We start from the raw sequence: 20,070 nt of genomic DNA, 5'->3' as shown, positions 1-20,070 counted from the left end.
TCAGCGGGTGGCGTCATAGCCCAGTTCAGTCTTTGCCTTAACCTCATCAGCAGACTCGGTTTCAACACATTTCTCCGGATCATCCCCACAGATTTCGCAAACGTAATCTTTCTCACCCAATGCTGCACCCACACCACCACAGGATCCTTTCAGAGGTTTTTTACCCATAATCACGCCAATAGCCATACCGCAGATGATTAAAAGCACTAAGACAAAAGCAAGAAAAACTTCAAGCACAACTATTCTCCTGACAGATAAGGGGCAAAGGCCGACGAGTAATAGGCCTTGAACTCAGCCTCTTCTTTGACCAATAGATAAATGGCAAGGTCATTTTTTTCAGCTAACGCCAGTGATTCAGTGTGACCCATTACCATCAGTCCAGTCGCCAGCGCATCGGCAGAGGCCGTGTCCTCTGCAATCACTGTCACTGAAGCCAATTGGTGTGTGATCGGGAAACCCGTGCGGGGGTCTATGGTATGGGAATAGCGCCTCCCTCCCCGCTCGAAATAATTACGGTAATCCCCTGAAGTCGCAATGGCTGCATTGCCGAGGGTCAATGCCTGCTGCACCTCCCGGCGTTCCAATGTAGGGCTTTCGATGGCGATGCGCCAAGGTTGGCCATTCGCTTTAAGACCGTTGGTTCGCAGTTCTCCACCCACTTCAACCAAGTAGTTCACAAGGCCGTGGGAGGTCAGCAACTCGGCAACCACATCTACTGCAAAGCCCTTGGCTACCGCCGACAAATCCAACTGTATGTCTGCGGTGCGCCTGGCACTTGCTGCGCCATGATCGACTGCCAATTTCCCAAAACCGATACGACCAAGTTGTGTTTTAATTTTTGACAGCTCCGGCACCTTGTCCTGAGACGGATCGGGGCCAAATCCCCACAGATTGACCAATGGCCCGACGGTAGGGTCGAAGGCACCTCCCGTCAACTGGAAAACCTGATCAGATATACCTAATACACGCATCATCGGTTGTGACAACGACATTGTTTCACCGACTGGAGTCCGGTTTAAGGACATCAGCTCGGAGTCTGTCTGGTAAGTACTGAAGGTGCTGTCGAGACTCTCAAGGGTGCTCTGAATCGTCTTCCCGAAGTTGTCCGGCACTGGCACTCCACCGGGCACCACCTTGACCTGATAGGTAGTCCCCATCGTCAACCCGCTGAAGACATATTGTTCCGGTGTCTCGGAGCATGCCACAAGCAACAATGAAGTAAGCAGAACAAACAAAAACGAGGCCTCTGGCCCCGTTTTTGTTTTTCTTGTTATCAGAGAAGTAATCATTAACCACCGAAGTCATCAAGGAAGATATTATCTCGTTCGACACCGAGGTCGACCAGCATCTTGATAACAGCGGCATTCATCATTGGCGGCCCACACATGTAGTATTCACAGTCTTCCGGAGCCGGATGATCTTTAAGGTAGTTTTCAAACAGCACCTGGTGGATGAAACCCGTCAGGCCCTCCCAGTTGTCTTCCGGCTGGGGGTCTGACAAAGCCAGGTGCCAATCAAAGTTTTCGTTTTCTGCCGCCAGTTCATCATACTCTTCCGAGTAGAAGCACTCGCGCAATGAACGGGCGCCGTACCAGAAAGAAATTTTTCGATCAGTTTTGATACGACGCAGCTGGTCAAAGATATGAGAGCGCATCGGCGCCATACCGGCACCACCACCGATAAAGACCATTTCGTTATCAGTATCCTTGGCGAAAAACTCACCAAACGGACCATATACTTTTACCTTGTCACCGGGCTTCAGGTTAAACACCCAGGAAGACATGATGCCGGGAGGAATACCCTGTGAGCCGGGAGGGGGAGTAGCACAACGAATGTTGAATTTCACCACACCTTTTTCTTCCGGGTAGTTAGCCATGGAGTAGGCGCGAATGGTCGCCTCATCCACAATCGATTCGAGATTGAAGAAACCGAAGCGCTCCCAGTCGCCACGGTATTCCTCTTCGATTTCGAAGTCGCTGTATTTGACGTGATGGGGCGGACATTCCAACTGAACATAACCACCAGCGCGGAAGTCGACGTTCTCACCTTCCGGAAGACGCAGAGTCAACTCCTTGATGAAAGTTGCAACGTTCGGGTTGCTATCTACCGTGCACTCCCACTGCTTCACACCGAAGACTTCTTCAGGTACTTCCACTTTCATGTCCTGTTTGACCGGGGTCTGACAAGACAGGCGCCAACCTTCATTGGCTTCACGGCGCGTAAAGTGAGCTTCCTCTGTGGGCAGCATGGCGCCACCACCGTCAGTCACAATACATTTGCACTGGGCACAGCTACCACCGCCACCACAAGCAGAGGGCAGAAACAGGCCAGCAGAAGACAGTGTCTGCAACAACTTATCACCGGCAGGTACTGTAATGGTTTTCTCACCATTAATATCAATGGTGACGTCACCTGAGCTCACAAGGCGAGCACGGGCGGCAAGAATAAACGCCACTAACGCCAACACCACTACGGTGAACATCACGACGCCGAGTATGATTTCCAGATTCATTATCTATCTTCTCCTCGCCGATTACAGATCGATACCGCCGAAAGACATAAAGCCCAACGACATCAGTCCGACAGTGATAAAGGTTATGCCCAGACCTTGCAGGCCAGCGGGAACATCGCTGTATTTCAATTTCTCGCGTACACCTGCCAGTGCAATGATCGCAAGCGCCCAGCCAACACCGGCGCCAAAGCCAAAGACAGTACTCTCCGCCAGATCGTAGTCGCGCTCCACCATAAAGAGGGATGCGCCCATAATGGCACAGTTCACTGTAATCAGCGGCAGGAATACACCCAGAGCGTTATAGAGAGCCGGAACATATTTATCTAGGAACATTTCCATGATCTGTACGATCGCGGCGATCACACCGATGTAGCTGAGCAGGCCTAGGAAACTCAGGTCAACATTTTCCATGCCCTCTATACCAGTCCAGGTCAACGCCCCTTCGGACAGTAGATAGGTATAGATCAGGTTATTAGCAGGAACCGTAATGGTCAGCACCACAATAACCGCAATACCCAAACCGATAGCCGCCTGTACTTTTTTGGAGATCGCTAGGAATGTACACATACCCAGGAAAAAGGCCAGCGCCATGTTTTCGATAAAAACAGAGCGCACAAACAAGCCGAGTAAATGTTCCATCAGGCAACCTCCCCTTTCGGTGTATTTGGAGCAATCTTGTATTCAGGAGCTTCAACCTGAGATTTTTTCCAGGAACGCAGTGCCCAGATAAACAGACCGATCAGGAAGAAAGCACTCGGTGGCAGCAACAACAAGCCATTAGGCACATACCAGCCATCGTTACTTGCCAGTGGCAGAATCTCAAAACCGAACAGTTTACCGGAACCAAACAGCTCACGAATAAAGGCCAGTACCAACAGGATCACACTGTATCCCAGGCCGTTTCCGATGCCATCCAGGAAGCTGGGGATTGGCGGGTTTTTCATGGCATAGGCTTCAGCGCGACCCATCACAATACAGTTGGTAATGATCAGCCCCACAAATACCGACAGCTGCTTGCTGATATCGTAAGCCACAGCCTTGAGGATCTGATCAACCACAATAACCAGCGATGCAATAATGGTCATCTGCACAATAATGCGGATACTGGAAGGAATGTGATTGCGGATCATCGACACAAACATGCTCGAGAAAGCTGTCACCAGCGTCAGAGCAACGCACATCACAAATGAGACCTGGAGGCTGGAGGTAACCGCCAGCGCAGAACAAATACCAAGGATCTGCAACGCAATCGGGTTGTTGTCGAAAATTGGATTTAATAAAACATCTTTTGTTTTCGTCGCCATGATCAGGCCTCCCCTGCGCGCAAGTTAGCCAGGAATGGAGCAAAACCGTTATCGCCCATCCAAAATTTAATCAGGTTATCGACACCACGACTGGTTAGAGTCGCCCCGGACAGCCCATCAACCTGATGGGATGCTTCGGGCCGGGTGTTGTCAACAGCACCCTTGATAACCGTCAGTACCGCTTTGTTGTCTTCGCCGTAGGTTTCTTTACCAACCCACTTCGCTTTCCAACTGGGGTTATCAACCTCGCCACCCAGCCCGGGGGTTTCGGCGTGCTCATAAAAGCCGAGCCCCGCAACCTTATTGAGATCAGACTCCAGTGCGATAAAGCCATACAGGGTAGACCACAGGCCGTAGCCCTTGATCGGCAGAATAACTTTATCAATACCGGAATCGCCTTCAACAATGTAGACAAGGGCGTAGTCGGCGCGACGACCTATCTTCGCAATATCTTCGTCCTCACTCAGGTCTGTTGACATGGAGGGCACTTTCGCAGATTTGCGCTGGTCATAGCTGGAGACATCAACAGCATCGGTAAATTTACCGGTTTTCATGTCGACAGCACGGGTTGTCACATTGGCGAACTGCTCATCCACACTGACACCGGGTTTCAACATACCGGCCGCGGCCAGAATGTTGGTTTTCCGATCAAGGTCCTTGTTCAACTGCTGTGCAGGTCGCAACATGACCGCCGCAGTCGAAACAAAAACCGAACAGACGATACAGAGCGCCAGCGCGACGATAATAGTTTTGGAAGTCGAATCGTTACTAGCCACGTGCCACCCTCCGCTTGATATTCGCTTCAACCACAAAGTGGTCAATCAATGGTGCAAACAGGTTGGCGAACAGGATAGCCAACATCATACCCTCCGGAAACGCCGGGTTAACGACACGGATCAACACCACCATGACACCAATCAGGCCACCAAACCAGAGTTTGCCAGTATCCGTCATGGATGCAGACACCGGATCAGTTGCCATAAATACCATGCCAAAAGCAAAGCCACCCATCACAAGGTGCCAGTACCAGGGCACATTAAACATCGGGTTGGTATCAGAGCCGATCAAATTAAAGAGTGATGACAGTGCAATCATGCCGATCATTACCCCGGCCATAATCCGCCAGGAAGCAATGCGGTTTATCAACAACAGCGCACCACCAATAAAGATCGCCAGGGTAGATGTCTCACCAATGGAACCGTGCATATTACCGAAGAACGCGTCCATCCAGGTCATCTGCTGCTGCAACACGTCCATACCCTGTTGTGCAGCCATGGACAGCGCGGTCGCTCCGGTATAGCCATCGACAGCAGTCCAGACCGCATCACCGGACATTTCAGCGGGGTAAGCAAAGAACAGGAAGGCCCTGCCGGTCAGTGCCGGGTTGAGGAAGTTCTTGCCGGTTCCGCCAAATACTTCTTTGCCAATCACCACACCAAAACTGATGCCCAGTGCCACCTGCCACAGGGGCATATCGGGGGGGCAGATCAGAGCAAAGAGAATCGATGTAACAAAAAACCCTTCGTTAACTTCGTGTCCGCGCACCATGGCAAACAGTACTTCCCAGAAGCCGCCGACAACAAAGGTCACCATGTAGATCGGTATAAAGTAGACCGCACCGTACCACATGCAATCCCAGATACTATTAGGGTCATGCCCCGCCAGCAGGGAAATCAGCGCACCGTGCCAGCCAGCGACGTCAGTGGTGCCGGTGGCTGCAAGAATAGTGTTAGCCTGAAAGCCTAGGTTGTACATGCCGTAAAACATGGCGGGGAAAGCCGCCAGCCAGACGGTGATCATAACCCGCTTCAGGTCAATGCCATCGCGAATATGTGATCCGTTTTTGGTCACCGAACCCGGCGAATAAAAAATGGTATCGGCGGCCTCATAGAGGGCAAACCATTTATGCCACTTGCCACCTTCTTCGAAGTGCGGCTCGATCTTGTCGAGATAGTTACGCAACGCTTTCACTATCAGCCCTCCTTCTCAATACGGGTCAGATTATCGCGAAGAATCGGACCGTATTCGTACTTGCCCACACACACGTAGGTGCAAAGCGCGAGATCTTCTTCATCCAATTCCAGACAGCCCAGCTTTTGTGCTGTCTCGGTATCGCCCACGATCAAGGAGCGCAGCAGCTGTGTCGGCAAGATATCCAATGGCATAACCTTCTCGTAGTTACTCAGCGGCACCATGGCACGCTCACTGCCGTTGGTATTGGTAGTGAAATCAAAGGTCTGACCTTTATTCAGGGATGAGAGGTAAATTGGCATTGCTGAGTGACGATTGCCACCCAGAGACAGATAGCGGAAAAACTCCCGCATACGGCCTTCCAATAACACAGACACTTGACTGTGGTAACGGCCCAGGTAGGCAAAATCACCTGCGGCATTGCGACCAGACAACACAGAACCCGAAATCACCCGGTTCTCGCCCGCTTTCAGTTGACCCGCTGTTAAATCGCTCAGGCTGGCACCCAGACGTGTGCGCAACAGTTGCGGTTTCTCTACTTGGGGACCTGCGAGCGCAATCACGCGTCGGGTATCCAACTGTCCGGTGGTAAACAGCGCACCAATTGCCATCACGTCCTGATAGCCAATGGTCCAAACAGTTTTCTTCACACTGACTGGATCGACAAAATGGATATGGGTGCCTGCCAGACCTGCAGGGTGTGGCCCTGCAAAACTATTGACCTGAACTCCAGCCACTTCACCGCCAGCGACCTGGCTGCCTTCAGCGTGGCAGAGGTGTACGGCACCATCGGTAAGTCGCTTAAGAACTTTAAGGCCATTGGCAAAGTCATCGCTGCGCTCGGCAATAATCAGTGCCGGGTCTGCCGCCAACGGATTAGTATCCATAGCGGTCACAAAAATGGAATTGGGGACATCAGCGGCGGGTGAAGGAATCTTGGAGTGTGGGCGAGTACGCAACGCAGTCCACAAACCAGATTTCACGAGGTTGTCGACGACGGCTGAACGCTCCAGTTGCTCCAGCTCGGCAGCACCGTACTGGGCGAAAGTCTCCTGTTCATCACCATCGATATCAATCACAACGGAGTGCAACACACGTCGCTCACCGCGATTGATAGCGGAAATGACACCGGCCGCGGGTGCAGTGAAACACACGCCTTCGGTTTTCTTGTCAGTGAAAAGTAACTGGCCCAGTTTTACCCTGTCGCCCTCTTTGACAGCCATAGTGGGTTTCATGCCCACATAGTCAAAGCCTACAACTGCGACGGAATTCACTTTGGGCCCATCGTGAATGACTTGCTCGGGTGAGCCCGAAATCGGTAAGTCCATTCCGCGACGGATCTTGATCATAGGTTGTGCCTACTGATGCGGTTTATGATTTTTCGCTCTAATCAAAGAGCCCCCATTTTTTATCGCTTGCCTGCGACAAAAGGCAACGGTGGTAACCGTCACCCGACTGCAGCAAAAACAGCCCACGTCTGGCCGACAATGCTGACCAACAAAACGCTGGGATTATAAAGGTCAGCGCCACCCATTACCAGTGCGAAAGGTAGGGCTATTCGCCCTGAGACCAGCATTTCCGCACCAGTGACAGCCCGGCCACAAAAAAGCCGCAACAAAGTGCGGCTTCATTTTTGTCAGGATTTCGGGTACATGGCCCAGGAAAGCCCAGCCAGTTTTTCCAGGCAGCGAACTACCTGACAGCTGTACCCAAACTCATTGTCGTACCAGCAGTAAAGTACGACGCTGTCACCACTAACGATAGTCGCCTCGGAATCAAAAATACAGGCATGTCTGGAACCAACAAAGTCGGTGGACACTGCTTCCGAGGAAATGGTGTAGTCAATCTGTTGCTGCAAAGGTGAATACAGTGCCACCTTGCGCATATATTCATTCAGCTCTTCTTTGGTGGTCTCACGGCCCAACTGCAAATTCAGAATTGCCATAGATACATTTGGCGTCGGCACCCGAATCGCATTACCGGTGAGCTTGCCACCCAATTCCGGCAACGCCTTGGCCACTGCTTTGGCTGCACCGGTTTCAGTGATCACCATATTCAGCGGTGCGCTGCGGCCCCGACGGGAACCCTTGTGATAGTTATCAATCAGGTTCTGATCGTTTGTGTAGGAGTGAACGGTTTCCACATGGCCGCGCTCGATGCCATAGTCATCCATCAGCGCCTTCAGAACCGGCACGATGGCGTTGGTGGTGCAGGACGCTGCAGAAATGATTTTGGAATCAGGAGTGATCTCACCCTGGTTGATGCCGTAAACAATATTGGGAATATCACCTTTACCGGGCGCCGTCAGAATTACCTTGCCTGCGCCGGGGCACTTCAGGTGTTGACCCAGACCATCTTCATCGCGCCAGACACCGGTGTTATCCACCACGATGGCATTACTGATGCCGTATTCGGTGTAATCCACTTCTTCGGGTGAATTGGCATAAATCACTTGGATGGGGTTGCCGTTACACACCAGGATATTTTTGTCTTCCAGGACACGAATGGTGCCATCAAATGCACCATGAACCGAATCCCTACGCAGCAGACTGGCACGCTTGGCCAGATCGTCTGCACTTTTGCCCTTGCGCACTACGATGGCGCGCAAACGAAGCAGGTCACCACTGCCGGTTTTTTCCAGCAACAGGCGAGCAAGCAGTCGACCGATACGACCGAAACCATACAGCACAATATCCTGGGGCTGCGGCAGCGGCTTGCGCATACAGCCAATATCGTCACCCACCTCGCGCTGCAGGAATGCGGTCACATCTTCACCGTTGCCAGATTCCTGGTACTTTACGGTGAGCTTGCCGATATCGATGTGGGCAGGCCCCAAATCCATTTCGGCCAGCGCTTTGATCAGAGGAAAGGTTTCAAACTCGGAAAGCTCGTTGTGCTCGATTTGACGGACAAAACGGTGTGCCTTCATCAGCTCGATCACTGAGCGGTTCACCATATTCCGGCCGTACATATAGAGAGACACATTGTTCTCACGATAGAGCTTGCCAATCAATGGAATCATGGCTTCTGCCAGCGCTTCGCGCTCTTTCCAGTCGGCAAAAAAATCGGCGGGAACGGGGCGGTTTTGTTCAGTCACTTGGTCAACCTCTCGCTAGATTCAAGGAGCTTTGCGGAGCACAGTCCGTCGAGGGGCGCTATTATCGGTATTCAGTGTTTTCAGAGCAACTAAGACTGGTGAATATCTGGTACTTCAGTTCATCTATGATTGATTTGGGTCAGCAAAGCCCAATTTTCGATGCCGACTGGCACCATCCTAGAGAGGAATAAACGCCATGGTTGCCACATTCTGCGCCACAGCCTTGATCACCCGCTGATTTTTCTGTGCCGTGATTGTGGCAATCATATCCTGCAAGGCGATCAGCTTGCCGAACAGCCTTTCGTAGCTCAGGTTGCGCCGCTCCCCGCGCCAGCTGTTCATGACAATCAGAGGGTTATTATCGGCATCAACACCACGTGCAATCCGCCACAAGGCAATCTCGATATTGCGAGCGCTGTGGTAAAGCTTTTGATGGTAAAGTTCCGAGAAAAGGTAGAAATCATATTGATAATCGTAGGATTCTCGAATCATATCGGTTAAACCGACGACAAGCGCAAACACACGATCACCCTTATAGGCAGGATCAACGGATAGCTCAATGGCCTGGGTCCCCGTCACCGGCAGCTCGGCAAACTGCAATCTGCCAGGGACATCAAAAATCTGAGAGACACGCTGCTCAATCGTAGGGTCACTGCCTTTGTGAAGCTCTCTCGGGTTGCGCTTATAGAGCTTTACCGTCAACTGTCTCAACAAGGATTCCACTTCCCGGTAATGGGCGTCGGACACCATGTCGATATCCGTCTTGGCCAGGTTCTTCACCTGGAAAGGAGAACTTCCACAGGCCACCAGCAGCAGGCATATCCAGCACAGTATGAGTTTGCGCGTGAGCGTCACAACAATTCCCTAGCAGACATATCAATCTCCAAACGGTCTCGCTAAAATACCACACCTCAATTCCCCGACCACAAAGTACTTTTCCAGCATGTCGATTTTGTCACTTCCGCCACTCAATGCTCCCGGCGACAGACGCCTTTGGCAGGGAGTCTACGGAGCTGGCACCGCCCTCACCATTGCAGAGGCCAGCCAACAACACCAGGGGCTTACCCTGGTGATTACCGACACAGCAAAAACGGCGATGGAGCTGGAAATAGAACTGCGTTTTTTCCTGGACGACAACTATCCGGTTTTCCACTTTCCTGACTGGGAAACCCTCCCCTACGATCTGTTCTCTCCGCACCAGGACATCATTTCGGAGCGGCTACGTACCCTGTTCAGGTTGCCACAGGCCAACACCGGTGTAGTGGTTGTCCCTGTCAGCACACTGATGCACCGCCTGCCCCCCAGGGAGTTCGTCAGCCAGCGCGCCTTTGACTACTCTACCGGGGATCACGTCAATCTGGACGAACTACGCGGACAACTGGAAGCCGCGGGCTACCACTGCGTGGATACGGTGGTGGAACATGGGGAGTTTGCGGTGCGCGGCGCCCTGATCGACATTTTCCCCATGGGAGCGAACCGGCCGTTTCGTATTGACCTGTTTGATGACGAAATTGAAACGTTGCGTACATTTGATCCGGAAACCCAGCGTACCCTGGAACAGTCCGACACCATCTGCCTGCTGCCGGCCCGGGAAGTACCGCTGGATAAGGTCGCCATCAAACGATTTCAGGACAACTGGCTGTCGCGGTTTGATGTAGATGAGCGCCGCTGCCCGGTGTTTCGCGATGTCAGCGAAGGTATTCCTTCCCAAGGTGTTGAATATTTTCTACCCCTATTTTTTGAGCATTGCGTCAGCCTGTTTTCCTACCTTCCGGAAAACTGCCAGCTCTTCTCTGCGGGTCCCATAGAGCAGGCAGCAGAGAAATTCTGGCAGGATGCCACCCAGCGTTACCAGGAATACAACGTCGACCCTTGCCGCCCACTGCTGCCACCAAAAGATGTCTTTATCCCGGTTGAAGAGCTATTCGCGTCACTGAAAACCTACCCGCGCACTGCACTGCGAGACCAAACCACAGAGGGCAAGCCCAGTCTGTCGTTGGGCTTATGTGCATTGCCCGATGTCAGTGTGGACGCCAAAGCTGATGCCCCACTCCAGAAGTTCTCAACCTTTTTGGAAAACACCGAACAGCGTGTTCTGATCTGCGCCGAATCCGCGGGGCGTCGCGAAAGTCTGCTGGAGCTGTTGCACCAAGCCAAAATAAAGCCCACGAATCTCAGTGACTGGCAAAGTTTTGTCGCAGGCTGCGACACCCTCAGCATCACAACCTTTCCACTCATCCGGGGCTTCAGTCTAGAGACCCCTCCCCTGGCCGTCATTTCGGAAACAGAATTATTCGGCCAGCAGGTAATGCAGCGTCGGCGCCGCAGCAAACAACGGGAAGACGCGGACCAGGTTATTAAAAACCTTACGGAACTGCGTGTCGGCGCACCGGTAGTCCATATGGATCATGGTGTTGGTCGATACCTGGGTCTGCAGACCATTGATGCCGCCGGGGAGACCCAGGAATTTCTGACCCTGCAATACGCGGATGACGCCAAACTCTACGTCCCGGTATCGTCACTGCACATGATCAGCCGTTACAGCGGCTCAGAAGAAGAACTCGCCCCACTGCACAGGCTCGGTAGTGAACAATGGCAAAAAGCCAAAAATAAGGCGCTAAAACAGATACGCGACACCGCCACAGAGCTGCTGGACATCTACGCAACCCGGGCTGCGCGCAAGGGCTTTGCCTGCCGGGACCCGGAAGCGGAATACCGGGCTTTCTGTGCTGACTTTCCCTTTGAGGAAACCCCGGACCAACTGGAAACCATCGAAGCCGTCAAGAAAGATATGCTGGCGGAACAACCTATGGACCGTCTGGTTTGCGGCGATGTGGGGTTCGGCAAAACCGAGGTGGCGATGCGTGCCGCCTTTATTGCAGTCGCCAGCGGCAAACAGGTCGTGATGCTGGTGCCCACCACACTGCTGGCTCACCAGCACCTGGAAAACTTCCGTGACCGCTTCGCCAACTGGCCTGTAACCATTGAAGAGCTTTCCCGTTTCCGGACGGAAAAAGAACAGCAGCAAGTGCTCGAACGCGCAACCGTGGGCAAGGTGGATATCCTCATCGGCACACACAAACTGCTACATGCGAAGGTCAATTATCAGAACCTTGGCCTGCTTATTATTGATGAAGAACATCGCTTCGGGGTTCGACAGAAAGAAAAGATTAAAGCGCTGCGCGCAGAAGTGGATATTCTTACCCTGACCGCCACCCCGATTCCCCGGACACTCAATTTATCCATGTCCGGCGTACGCGATCTCTCGATTATCGCCACACCTCCGGCGCGTAGATTGTCGGTAAAGTCTTTTATACGGCAGAGTGATCCGAGGGTCATTCGCGAGGCAGTGCTACGGGAAATTCTGCGTGGCGGACAGGTCTACTTTCTGCACAACGAGGTCAAGAGCATCGCCAAAACGGCCCAGGAACTACAGGAGCTGATCCCGGAAGCACGTCTGGAAATTGCCCATGGGCAGATGCGCGAGCGGGAACTGGAAAAGGTGATGTCCGACTTCTATCACCAGCGCTTCAATGTCCTCGTGTGCACCACGATTATTGAAACCGGTATCGACATTCCCAGCGCCAACACTATTCTGATCGATCGCGCCGACAAGTTGGGTCTCGCGCAACTGCATCAACTGCGTGGCCGGGTGGGCCGCTCACACCACCAGGCCTATGCCTACCTGCTAACGCCGGAACCCAAGGCCATGACCGACGATGCCGTCAAACGGCTAGAAGCTATCAGTGCCGCCGATCATCTCGGCTCGGGCTTCACGCTGGCAACCCACGACCTGGAAATTCGCGGTGCCGGCGAATTGCTGGGAGAAGATCAGAGTGGCCATATCCAGTCCATCGGTTTTACCCTCTACATGGAATTGCTTGACCGAGCGGTAGATGCTATTCGCAAGGGAAAATCTATTGAACTCGATATTCCCCTCAGTGAAGACATTGAAATCAATCTCAATATTCCGGCATTGATTCCCGAAGATTTCCTCCCCGATGTACACATGCGATTGATCATGTACAAACGCATTGCCAACGCACAATCCGATGAGGAGCTCAAAGAGCTACAGGTGGAAATGATTGATCGTTTTGGCCTGTTGCCCGACCACCTGAAAAACCTGTTCAGAGTCACAGCCCTGAAACTTGAAGCGCGCCAACTGGGTATCTGTAAGGTAGAATCCGGGCCAAGCGGTGGACGAGTCGAGTTTGGCAGTGATACGGTGGTCGAACCGCTAACCATTGTGCAAATGGTGCAGAAAGAACCCAAAATTTTCTCTTTGCAAGGCGCCGCCACACTGAAATTTGCCATACCAACCAGCACAACCGAGCAGAGACTGGTTCAGATACAGGCACTATTGGAAAGACTCACTCCAAAGGAAACAGGACGTCAATGAAACCCTCATTCCGCCAGACTTTTGCCCTGCTGTTTCTATTATTACCAACGCTTTCGCTGGCCGAAGAGACACTGCCCTGGTATCAGGTGGAAATTCTGGTATTTACACAACAGGATCTCTACGGCGACGAAAAACACCGCACTGACGTCGAACTGAGCTACCCGCAAAACTGGCTGACACTGGAAGGTTCCGAGCTAAGTATACCTCCTGCACCCCTGCTGGAATCCTCCGAGGTTACAACAGAACTTCCAGACAACATCTCTTCAGACAGTCTCGACGCTTCTGGCCCTAAAGGAATAACAAAAGCAGAGTCATCAACTGACAAAGCAAAATCTTTTGTGCTGCTCGATAAAAAAGACTATGAACTCGGTCCTGAAAATTACACCTTGGGCAGGGCTCCGGGGTATCGGGTGCTGTTGCACTGGGCATGGCGTCAACCCGGACTGGATATCGACAATAGCCCCTGGGTGCTGCTGGCCGGCGGTGAGCAATACGGCGAGCATCACGAACTGGAGGGCAGCCTGCGCATCTTGCTAAATCGCTACTTGCATGTTCAGGCCAACCTCTGGCACACCCGCTTTGGTCAGCCGCAGCCCGCAATGCCGGTTACAGAGGCCGCCATCGAACAACCTGATCTGGTGACCGATGATCAACAGAGCACTGTCGATAACGCAGTTTCACCTACCTGGCCTGCCCTGCCTGGCCAGCCGTGGCGGGAAACTGTCGAAGCACCGCAATCGGGCACAGACTTCCCGGAGTCCATCAATCAGGCTGACACTCCCGCCTGGACATTTGAAACGCCAAAATTTTCGATCAATGAGCTTGTCACGCTGAACCAGTCTACGCGCCTTCAACTTGGGGAGCTGACCTATCTGGACCACCCTAATCTGGGTGTACTGGTGCTTGTGAACCGTTACGAGAATTCCGAGGAAAACACACCCTAAGGTATTTATTTTCCGTCGTTGCGGGTACCCGGCCTCTTCGACATCTGCTCAGCTCTGTCCACAAAATGCCCCAACCCTGAACGCTTGTCCGCCGACTTGTTGGCTGATGACGACTCCCCACGGGATCGCTGTTCAATCACTTTCTCAGCACTGCTGCTCTCACAGGGGCGATCACTGAAGGTGGTTTTGCCCCTGCTGTCGACACATTTGAACACCTGGGCGCCTGCTGGAGTGATAGCCAGCAAAAGCAGTAACATCATAGCGATTCGTATCAAGGTCAGTGGTCTGACACTCATGACAAATCACTGCAAGCCGAGGCCAGCAAACGGCGTACAACAGGCATACGCAAGGCCATCATCGACTCTATTTTCTCCATGGAAATCGGTTCAGCGGCTAGACCCGCCGCCATATTGACCACCAGTGCCAAACACGCATAAGGAAGACCCAGCTCACGGGCCAGAGCAGCTTCCGGCATACCCGTCATGCCAACGATGTCACAGCCATCATTCGCCATACGCCTGATTTCCGCCGCGGTTTCCAGTCGAGGTCCCTGGGTGACCCCGTGGACGCCTTCGCCATGGACAGGCAACCCACTGGCAATGGCAGCCTTTAACAGCGTTTCACGCAGGGGCTTGTCATAGGGCTCGGTAAAATCAACATGCTGCAAGGCCGACCCCGCACCATCTGAATAGGTGTGCTCCCTGTTCCAGGTATAGTCGATGACCTGATCGGGAATCACCAAATCACCTGGACACATTTCACCGTTAATGCCACCCACCACGTTAACGGCAAGCACCGCGTCAACACCCATGGCCTGCAAGGCCGCCAGGTTGGCCCGGTAATTCACCCTGTGTGGCGGAATATGGTGAGCTTCACCATGGCGGGCAATAAAAGTGACCTCGCAGCCATTCAGACTGCCGCATACCAGCTGATCTGAAGGCTTGCCCCAGGGGGTATCCACAGCCTGACGTTGGGTGACCTCCAGCTCATCCAAGGCATATAAGCCGCTGCCTCCGATAATGCCAATTTTCATGAAGTCATATCACTCCCTGGATGCAGCGGGTTATCTGGCATTCTCCAACTGGGCACCCAACAGTTTAATGTCATCGGGCACATGAATCGTGGAGGTGGGGAATGCGATTTCTGCCCCGTGGTCGGCAATGATGTCACTGATTTTCAACAGCACATCCTGCTTGATTTCATGGAACAGTACCCACTGTGTGGTCTTGGTGAAGGTATAGATAAAAAAGTTGATAGAGGAGGCACCGAAAGACACGAAATTCACGATCATTGTCTGCTCTTGATCAATCTCCGGGTGACTGCGTAGCATCGCTTTGACGTCTTCGACGATCGCCGACATCTTGCCGATATCGTCGTAGCGAATGCCAATGGTCTCGTAGATGCGGCGGTTGAGCATCCTCGAAGGGTTTTCAACAGAAATATTGTTAAACACGGCATTGGGGATATACAGCGGTCGCTTGTCAAAGGTCCGGATGCGGGTCAAACGCCAGCCAATATCCTCCACGGTGCCTTCAATTTCCTTATCGGGAGAACGCACCCAGTCACCGACCTTGAACGGTCGATCCAGATAGATCATCAATCCCCCGAAAAAATTTGCCAGCAAATCCTTGGCGGCAAAACCCACCGCCAGACCACCGATACCGCCGAATGCCAACACACCGGAAATACTGTAACCAAAAGCCTGCATGGCGATCAGGATTGCAGTGATGATCACCGAGGCACGCACCAGCTTGCCAATGGCCTTGACCGTGGTTTCATCCATCGGCTCCTGCATGTATTCCGGGTGTACCAGGTTACGCTCCACACGCCTGACCAGGTTCACCAGGAACAATGCAGCCAGGAAAATAATCGCCACCCGATTCACCGGTGCCACCAGGCTATACCATTCTGACTCTGCCGCCCTTGCCGCCACAGCTGCAGCCATGTTGACACCGAGTATCCAGATCGCCCAGACAGCAGGCCGGCGACAGGCTTCGATCAGAGCGTCGTCCCAAACATTGGTAGAACGTGCGGCATGGATTTCCAGAAAATTGATAAATTTGTTCGCCAGATAACCAAGCATCAGGGCAATAAGCACAATCAGGAATATCTTTACCATCCACAGGTAGTCATCACTGATAAAACGTACCAACCAGTCCTCGAATATCTGCATCGTTATTGACTCCATTGACTCCGATTATTTAGCCTTGGCAGCGACCAGCTCTTCCAGTTTGGCCACGGTTGACTGCCAGCGCGGGGAAGCGACCAGCGTTGTCCAGTCCGGTTGTTGGCGCCCGAGCATGTCTGGCAACCTGGGGGATGGGTTAACGTCTGCACTTTCCAGGAAATCCAGCACTTCCAGCGCGCCGGGCCGACTGTTACAAACCAGTACCATATCACAGCCAGCCTGCAGGGCACTGTCAGCCTTCTGCGCATAGCTCCCGGCAATGTCCGCCCCTTTCATGGACAGGTCATCACTGAAAATAACGCCCTCAAATTGCAATTCATCCCGCAGGACAGTCTGCAACCAGAACCGGGAAAATCCGACGGCATTGTCATCTATATTGGGAAATACGATATGTGCCGGCATCACAGCATCCAGCGTATTGCTCAGTTCGACAAAGGGCCTCAAATCCCTATCTCGCAGGGCCTGAAGGGAACGCTGGTCGTAGGGAGTTTCCAGATGGCTGTCAGCCCTGACCCCGCCATGCCCCGGAAAATGTTTGCCAGTGGCAGCCATACCCGCCTCATGCATACCGGCAATAAAGGCTCCGGCAGCCTGAACGAGACAAATGGGATCATCAGAAAAGGAGCGGTCAGCGATGACCTCACAACCCTCTCGGTCCACGTCCAGTACCGGGGCAAAACTGAAATCAATGCCCGATGCCAGCAACTCGGAAGCCATCAGCCATCCGGTATCCCGCAGCAACTGTAGAGCATCACCTCCGGGGAGAAGGTCACCCAATATCTGCATGGGTGGTATCCGCGTAAAACCTTCACGAAAGCGCTGTACGCGACCACCTTCCTGATCAACGCACAGCAACAATTCGGGGCGGATGTCACGTATCTGCGCCACCAATTCCATCATTTGCTTTCGACTGGAGAAATTACGTGAGAAGAAAATAACGCCACCAACCCCCGGGTGCCGCAGAAGGTGCTCCTCATCCGGGGTCAGCACCAAACCTTCCAGATCGAGCATCAACGGGCCAGGAATCATAGTAAAACCTCAAACAACGGGTGACAGGGAAAAAGCAAGCCATTACCGGCCAGAAACCGGGGTAACAGATTAGACAAATTTTTCATTTTGAAAACAACCCGTTATGACAGATGAAACTTAACAGATTACAGAACCATTTTCGGGATAAGAATTAAATGCTTTTCATCACTGAAGTTACATCACTTTTTTAAAAGTGGTCTCATATTTATCCTGTTTGAAATCTGCATCCCGTCAATGTCCGCTTATCCAAAACAGCTTGCCAGCATAGTGCAGAGCAAGTTCGTTGGTGATACTTTGATCAGTCCTAGAAAAAAGGAAGGGGGTGAATCATGGCTTCACAAGTTCCTGTCATTGGTGCCTGGTATCAGGATGCCGCTGAAGATGAAATTTTCGAAGTCGTAGCCGTTGATGAACACGCCGGATCTATCGAGGTGCAATATGTCGGCGGAGAGGTCAGTGAGATTGATCTCGATACCTGGCAACAATTGTTACTGTTAGCGGCAGAACCGCCGGAAGACTGGCGGGTATCCTATGAACTGAGTAATGAAGACAGTCTCTCATCTGACGATGTGTACGTGCCAGAGAACTGGAATGATCCCTTGATGGATATTGACTCAGATACGATCTACGGCCTGGATGACTATTGAGCAGAGCTGATCACCTTTTCTCCCAACAGTTATTCGGCAATTTCCTGAGCCTGTAGCATGCGCGCATGCTGCAGGATAATTTTTGCCGCTGATTCAGCATCATCTACCACCGTAAACAAATGCAGCTCCCGCTCAGCAATACAACCATTTACCAACATGGTGTTTTGAATCCAATCTACCAGACCTCCCCAGTAATCACTGCCCACTAGAATAATTGGAAATGGTCTTACCTTGCTGGTTTGTACCAGCGTTAACGCTTCAAACAGTTCATCAAGTGTTCCATAGCCCCCCGGAAAGATGACAAACCCAACCGCATGTTTAACAAACATGAACTTGCGCACGAAGAAATAGCGAAACTTGAGGGACAAATCCAGGTAGGAATTGGGGTCCTGTTCCGTTGGCAGCGATATATTTAATCCCACGGAGGTACTGGCACTGGCGTGACAACCCCGGTTGGCTCCTTCCATAATTCCCGGGCCACCGCCGGTAATGACGGGAATCCCCTCTTTACCCAGCAAACCGCCAAGGCGCTGCGCCTCTTCATAGTAATGGCTGCCCGGCTTAAAACGGGCACCACCAAAAATAGTCACCGCACTGCCCAACTTGGCCAGCGCCTCAATGCCGTCCACCAGTTCCGCCTGGATTCTCAATACTCGCCAGGCTTCAGGGATTTTATTTTCGTCCATAAATGCTCCTATCAATACTTGCTGGGCCAGACACGTGACTATACCAAGTCCTGTGTTTACCAAAGCCTCTGCTAAGTATAGTGTCGTCCGACAAATAACAGGGTGCCACCCGGCCAAATACTGTGTTTTAATACAGGCTATATTAATTTACAGTACTTTATATATTGTTGGCAGCAAGCCTGCCTCTTATTCAGCAGCCGAGGTGACAGCCATGAGCAACCCGTCTTTGACCGCACGCCAGCAACAGATTCTGGACCTGGTTAAGCAGCACATCGAAGAGAGCGGTTATCCCCCTACCCGTGCCGAGATTGCCTCTGAGCTTGGATTCAAATCCCCCAATGCCGCCGAGGAACACCTGCGGGCCTTGGCTCGCAAAGGTGTGATTGAAATGACCTCCGGAGCCTCCCGGGGCATTCGTCTCGTTGAAGAAACACCACCCGGTCTACCGCTGGTGGGTCGTGTCGCTGCAGGTGAGCCGGTGCTGGCGATTGAAAATATTGAAGCTTACCTGGATGTGGCAGCCAACCTCTTCTACCCCCAGGCGGATTATCTGCTCCGGGTGCAGGGAATGAGCATGAAAAACATCGGTATTATGGATGGCGACATTCTGGCCGTACACAAATGCGAAACCGCTGACAATGGGCAGATTGTTGTCGCCAGAATCGACGAAGAGGTCACGGTCAAACGCTTTAAAAAGAGCCGCAAGCGCTACGAGATAATTCTGGAACCGGAGAACGAAGACCTGGAACCGATCCACGTGGACCTGAGAGAGAAAAGTTTTGCCATTGAGGGCTTGGGGGTTGGTGTTATTCGCACCCAGACCTGATCACTGCAAATGACGAAAACCCATACCTGAGCGGGGTTATAAACGGAGTTAGTGGCCCGCTCAAGATCAGTGGAGCACGCGGTCCTTATCGATACGGGGCGATTCAAGCTTCATGTTTTCTGCTCCGAGCTCTTCAAATACTTCGATGCCGGCATCGATCATGACCTTGGCCACATCCACCTTGGCGCTCTCCAGAAATACTTCCGCATCATCAGAAAAGCTGATCCGGATCAGGGGGGAATCATCATCAGTCCGCTGCAGGGCAATATCCCCATCGGGCAGGATAACGATTTCAAACAGAGAAAGAGACATGAGGTCTACCAGTAGTGGTGGGAATGTAGTAAAGCGAGATTGTAACAGAGCCGAACCCGGTTATTAACCATCGTCCGGAAAAATTAACTTAGCACTCGAGCATGTGCTGGCGGTGACGTTCTACCACTTCGAGGAAGGCATTGCGCCAATCGGAT

20 protein-coding genes are annotated in these 20,070 nt (G+C 52.4%); 4 read left to right on the top strand and 16 right to left on the bottom strand.

Going from position 1 to position 20,070, the window contains the following annotated elements:
* The 10 genes from nqrM to ACYZYZ_RS00370 all read right to left on the bottom strand — a co-directional run bounded on the left by nqrM (position 1) and on the right by ACYZYZ_RS00370 (position 9,739).
* Positions 1 to 237 (bottom strand): (Na+)-NQR maturation NqrM, encoded by a 237-nt coding sequence (nqrM, locus tag ACYZYZ_RS00415; RefSeq protein ID WP_305170856.1) that lies wholly within the window; start codon positions 235 to 237, stop codon positions 1 to 3.
* Between the two features lie 2 nt (positions 238 to 239).
* Complete coding sequence (locus ACYZYZ_RS00410) at positions 240 to 1,235, bottom strand: FAD:protein FMN transferase (protein WP_461482870.1); 996 nt, start codon at positions 1,233 to 1,235, stop codon at positions 240 to 242.
* A 53-nt stretch (positions 1,236 to 1,288) separates the two neighbouring features.
* Positions 1,289 to 2,512 carry an NADH:ubiquinone reductase (Na(+)-transporting) subunit F gene (gene nqrF / locus ACYZYZ_RS00405; protein WP_461482869.1) on the bottom strand — a complete coding sequence of 408 codons (1,224 nt, stop codon included), beginning with the start codon at positions 2,510 to 2,512 and terminating at the stop codon, positions 1,289 to 1,291.
* Positions 2,513 to 2,533: 21 nt separating this feature from the next.
* Positions 2,534 to 3,151, bottom strand: coding sequence for an NADH:ubiquinone reductase (Na(+)-transporting) subunit E (gene nqrE, locus ACYZYZ_RS00400; RefSeq protein ID WP_305170859.1), 618 nt, complete (start codon positions 3,149 to 3,151; stop codon positions 2,534 to 2,536).
* Entirely contained in the window at positions 3,151 to 3,816 is a 666-nt protein-coding gene (locus ACYZYZ_RS00395; RefSeq protein ID WP_305170860.1) for an NADH:ubiquinone reductase (Na(+)-transporting) subunit D, read from the bottom strand. The genes nqrE and ACYZYZ_RS00395 overlap by 1 nt, the downstream gene beginning before the upstream one ends.
* Before the next feature lie 2 nt (positions 3,817 to 3,818).
* A complete protein-coding gene (locus ACYZYZ_RS00390) occupies positions 3,819 to 4,592 on the bottom strand; it encodes a Na(+)-translocating NADH-quinone reductase subunit C (RefSeq protein WP_461482868.1) in 774 nt (257 codons plus the stop codon).
* The gene (locus ACYZYZ_RS00385; RefSeq protein WP_461482867.1) at positions 4,585 to 5,787 is read right to left on the bottom strand and encodes an NADH:ubiquinone reductase (Na(+)-transporting) subunit B; all 1,203 of its coding nucleotides are present in this window, start codon (positions 5,785 to 5,787) and stop codon (positions 4,585 to 4,587) included. Before ACYZYZ_RS00385 ends, ACYZYZ_RS00390 begins: the two co-directional genes overlap by 8 nt.
* A 2-nt stretch (positions 5,788 to 5,789) precedes the next feature.
* Positions 5,790 to 7,136, bottom strand: coding sequence for a Na(+)-translocating NADH-quinone reductase subunit A (locus tag ACYZYZ_RS00380; RefSeq protein ID WP_461482866.1), 1,347 nt, complete (start codon positions 7,134 to 7,136; stop codon positions 5,790 to 5,792).
* Between the two features lie 287 nt (positions 7,137 to 7,423).
* Positions 7,424 to 8,884, bottom strand: coding sequence for a glyceraldehyde-3-phosphate dehydrogenase (locus tag ACYZYZ_RS00375; protein WP_461482865.1), 1,461 nt, complete (start codon positions 8,882 to 8,884; stop codon positions 7,424 to 7,426).
* Between the two features lie 177 nt (positions 8,885 to 9,061).
* On the bottom strand, positions 9,062 to 9,739 hold the full coding sequence (locus ACYZYZ_RS00370; protein WP_461482864.1) for a hypothetical protein: 678 nt from the start codon (positions 9,737 to 9,739) through the stop codon (positions 9,062 to 9,064).
* An 88-nt stretch (positions 9,740 to 9,827) separates the two neighbouring features.
* Between ACYZYZ_RS00370 and mfd the strand changes: the two genes are divergently transcribed.
* Positions 9,828 to 13,283 carry a transcription-repair coupling factor gene (gene mfd, locus ACYZYZ_RS00365; RefSeq protein WP_461482863.1) on the top strand — a complete coding sequence of 1,152 codons (3,456 nt, stop codon included), beginning with the start codon at positions 9,828 to 9,830 and terminating at the stop codon, positions 13,281 to 13,283.
* Positions 13,280 to 14,227 carry a CsiV family protein gene (locus tag ACYZYZ_RS00360; RefSeq protein ID WP_461482862.1) on the top strand — a complete coding sequence of 316 codons (948 nt, stop codon included), beginning with the start codon at positions 13,280 to 13,282 and terminating at the stop codon, positions 14,225 to 14,227. The genes mfd and ACYZYZ_RS00360 overlap by 4 nt, the downstream gene beginning before the upstream one ends.
* A 5-nt stretch (positions 14,228 to 14,232) precedes the next feature.
* On the opposite strand, the gene ACYZYZ_RS00355 is transcribed toward ACYZYZ_RS00360, so the two are convergent.
* The 4 genes from ACYZYZ_RS00355 to nagZ are packed head-to-tail and all read right to left on the bottom strand — an operon-like array spanning position 14,233 to position 17,444.
* Positions 14,233 to 14,523 carry a DUF4124 domain-containing protein gene (locus ACYZYZ_RS00355; RefSeq protein ID WP_461482861.1) on the bottom strand — a complete coding sequence of 97 codons (291 nt, stop codon included), beginning with the start codon at positions 14,521 to 14,523 and terminating at the stop codon, positions 14,233 to 14,235.
* The gene (locus ACYZYZ_RS00350) at positions 14,520 to 15,260 is read right to left on the bottom strand and encodes an S-methyl-5'-thioinosine phosphorylase (protein ID WP_461482860.1); all 741 of its coding nucleotides are present in this window, start codon (positions 15,258 to 15,260) and stop codon (positions 14,520 to 14,522) included. The genes ACYZYZ_RS00355 and ACYZYZ_RS00350 overlap by 4 nt, the downstream gene beginning before the upstream one ends.
* Before the next feature lie 30 nt (positions 15,261 to 15,290).
* Positions 15,291 to 16,400, bottom strand: coding sequence for a mechanosensitive ion channel family protein (locus ACYZYZ_RS00345; protein WP_461482859.1), 1,110 nt, complete (start codon positions 16,398 to 16,400; stop codon positions 15,291 to 15,293).
* 24 nt (positions 16,401 to 16,424) lie between these two features.
* Positions 16,425 to 17,444: a beta-N-acetylhexosaminidase gene (gene nagZ, locus ACYZYZ_RS00340; RefSeq protein WP_461482858.1), complete on the bottom strand. Its 1,020-nt coding sequence runs from the start codon at positions 17,442 to 17,444 to the stop codon at positions 16,425 to 16,427.
* Positions 17,445 to 17,773: 329 nt separating this feature from the next.
* Here nagZ and ACYZYZ_RS00335 point away from each other — a divergent pair, with 329 nt between their 5' ends.
* Positions 17,774 to 18,091 (top strand): DUF6763 family protein, encoded by a 318-nt coding sequence (locus ACYZYZ_RS00335; protein WP_305170872.1) that lies wholly within the window; start codon positions 17,774 to 17,776, stop codon positions 18,089 to 18,091.
* 29 nt (positions 18,092 to 18,120) lie between these two features.
* Here ACYZYZ_RS00335 and ACYZYZ_RS00330 read toward each other — a convergent pair whose 3' ends face one another.
* Positions 18,121 to 18,777 (bottom strand): LOG family protein, encoded by a 657-nt coding sequence (locus ACYZYZ_RS00330; protein ID WP_461482857.1) that lies wholly within the window; start codon positions 18,775 to 18,777, stop codon positions 18,121 to 18,123.
* A 211-nt stretch (positions 18,778 to 18,988) separates the two neighbouring features.
* Here ACYZYZ_RS00330 and lexA point away from each other — a divergent pair, with 211 nt between their 5' ends.
* The gene (gene lexA / locus ACYZYZ_RS00325) at positions 18,989 to 19,603 is read left to right on the top strand and encodes a transcriptional repressor LexA (RefSeq protein WP_461482856.1); all 615 of its coding nucleotides are present in this window, start codon (positions 18,989 to 18,991) and stop codon (positions 19,601 to 19,603) included.
* A gap of 66 nt (positions 19,604 to 19,669) precedes the next feature.
* On the opposite strand, the gene ACYZYZ_RS00320 is transcribed toward lexA, so the two are convergent.
* Entirely contained in the window at positions 19,670 to 19,915 is a 246-nt protein-coding gene (locus ACYZYZ_RS00320; protein ID WP_461482855.1) for a hypothetical protein, read from the bottom strand.
* Between the last annotated feature and the right edge of the window lie 155 nt (positions 19,916 to 20,070).

The sequence above is a fragment of the Porticoccus sp. genome, from assembly GCA_023261185.1.
In the GTDB taxonomy this organism is placed as follows: domain Bacteria; phylum Pseudomonadota; class Gammaproteobacteria; order Pseudomonadales; family Porticoccaceae; genus Porticoccus; species Porticoccus litoralis.
The sequence above is the reverse complement of the archived record's forward strand: the minus strand, read 5'-3'. Positions and strand labels throughout refer to the sequence as shown.

What these genes read in the sequence shown, in the direction of transcription:
- nqrF (WP_461482869.1), bottom strand. Translation starts at nt 2,512, where the DNA reads ATGAATCTGGAAATCATACTCGGCGTCGTGATGTTCACCGTAGTGGTG.
- nqrE (WP_305170859.1), bottom strand. Translation starts at nt 3,151, where the DNA reads ATGGAACATTTACTCGGCTTGTTTGTGCGCTCTGTTTTTATCGAAAAC.
- ACYZYZ_RS00395 (WP_305170860.1), bottom strand. Translation starts at nt 3,816, where the DNA reads ATGGCGACGAAAACAAAAGATGTTTTATTAAATCCAATTTTCGACAAC.
- ACYZYZ_RS00380 (WP_461482866.1), bottom strand. Translation starts at nt 7,136, where the DNA reads ATGATCAAGATCCGTCGCGGAATGGACTTACCGATTTCGGGCTCACCC.
- mfd (WP_461482863.1), top strand. Translation starts at nt 9,828, where the DNA reads ATGTCGATTTTGTCACTTCCGCCACTCAATGCTCCCGGCGACAGACGC.
- ACYZYZ_RS00360 (WP_461482862.1), top strand. Translation starts at nt 13,280, where the DNA reads ATGAAACCCTCATTCCGCCAGACTTTTGCCCTGCTGTTTCTATTATTA.
- ACYZYZ_RS00355 (WP_461482861.1), bottom strand. Translation starts at nt 14,523, where the DNA reads ATGAGTGTCAGACCACTGACCTTGATACGAATCGCTATGATGTTACTG.
- ACYZYZ_RS00350 (WP_461482860.1), bottom strand. Translation starts at nt 15,260, where the DNA reads ATGAAAATTGGCATTATCGGAGGCAGCGGCTTATATGCCTTGGATGAG.
- ACYZYZ_RS00345 (WP_461482859.1), bottom strand. Translation starts at nt 16,400, where the DNA reads ATGCAGATATTCGAGGACTGGTTGGTACGTTTTATCAGTGATGACTAC.
- nagZ (WP_461482858.1), bottom strand. Translation starts at nt 17,444, where the DNA reads ATGATTCCTGGCCCGTTGATGCTCGATCTGGAAGGTTTGGTGCTGACC.
- ACYZYZ_RS00335 (WP_305170872.1), top strand. Translation starts at nt 17,774, where the DNA reads ATGGCTTCACAAGTTCCTGTCATTGGTGCCTGGTATCAGGATGCCGCT.
- ACYZYZ_RS00330 (WP_461482857.1), bottom strand. Translation starts at nt 18,777, where the DNA reads ATGGACGAAAATAAAATCCCTGAAGCCTGGCGAGTATTGAGAATCCAG.
- lexA (WP_461482856.1), top strand. Translation starts at nt 18,989, where the DNA reads ATGAGCAACCCGTCTTTGACCGCACGCCAGCAACAGATTCTGGACCTG.
- ACYZYZ_RS00320 (WP_461482855.1), bottom strand. Translation starts at nt 19,915, where the DNA reads ATGTCTCTTTCTCTGTTTGAAATCGTTATCCTGCCCGATGGGGATATT.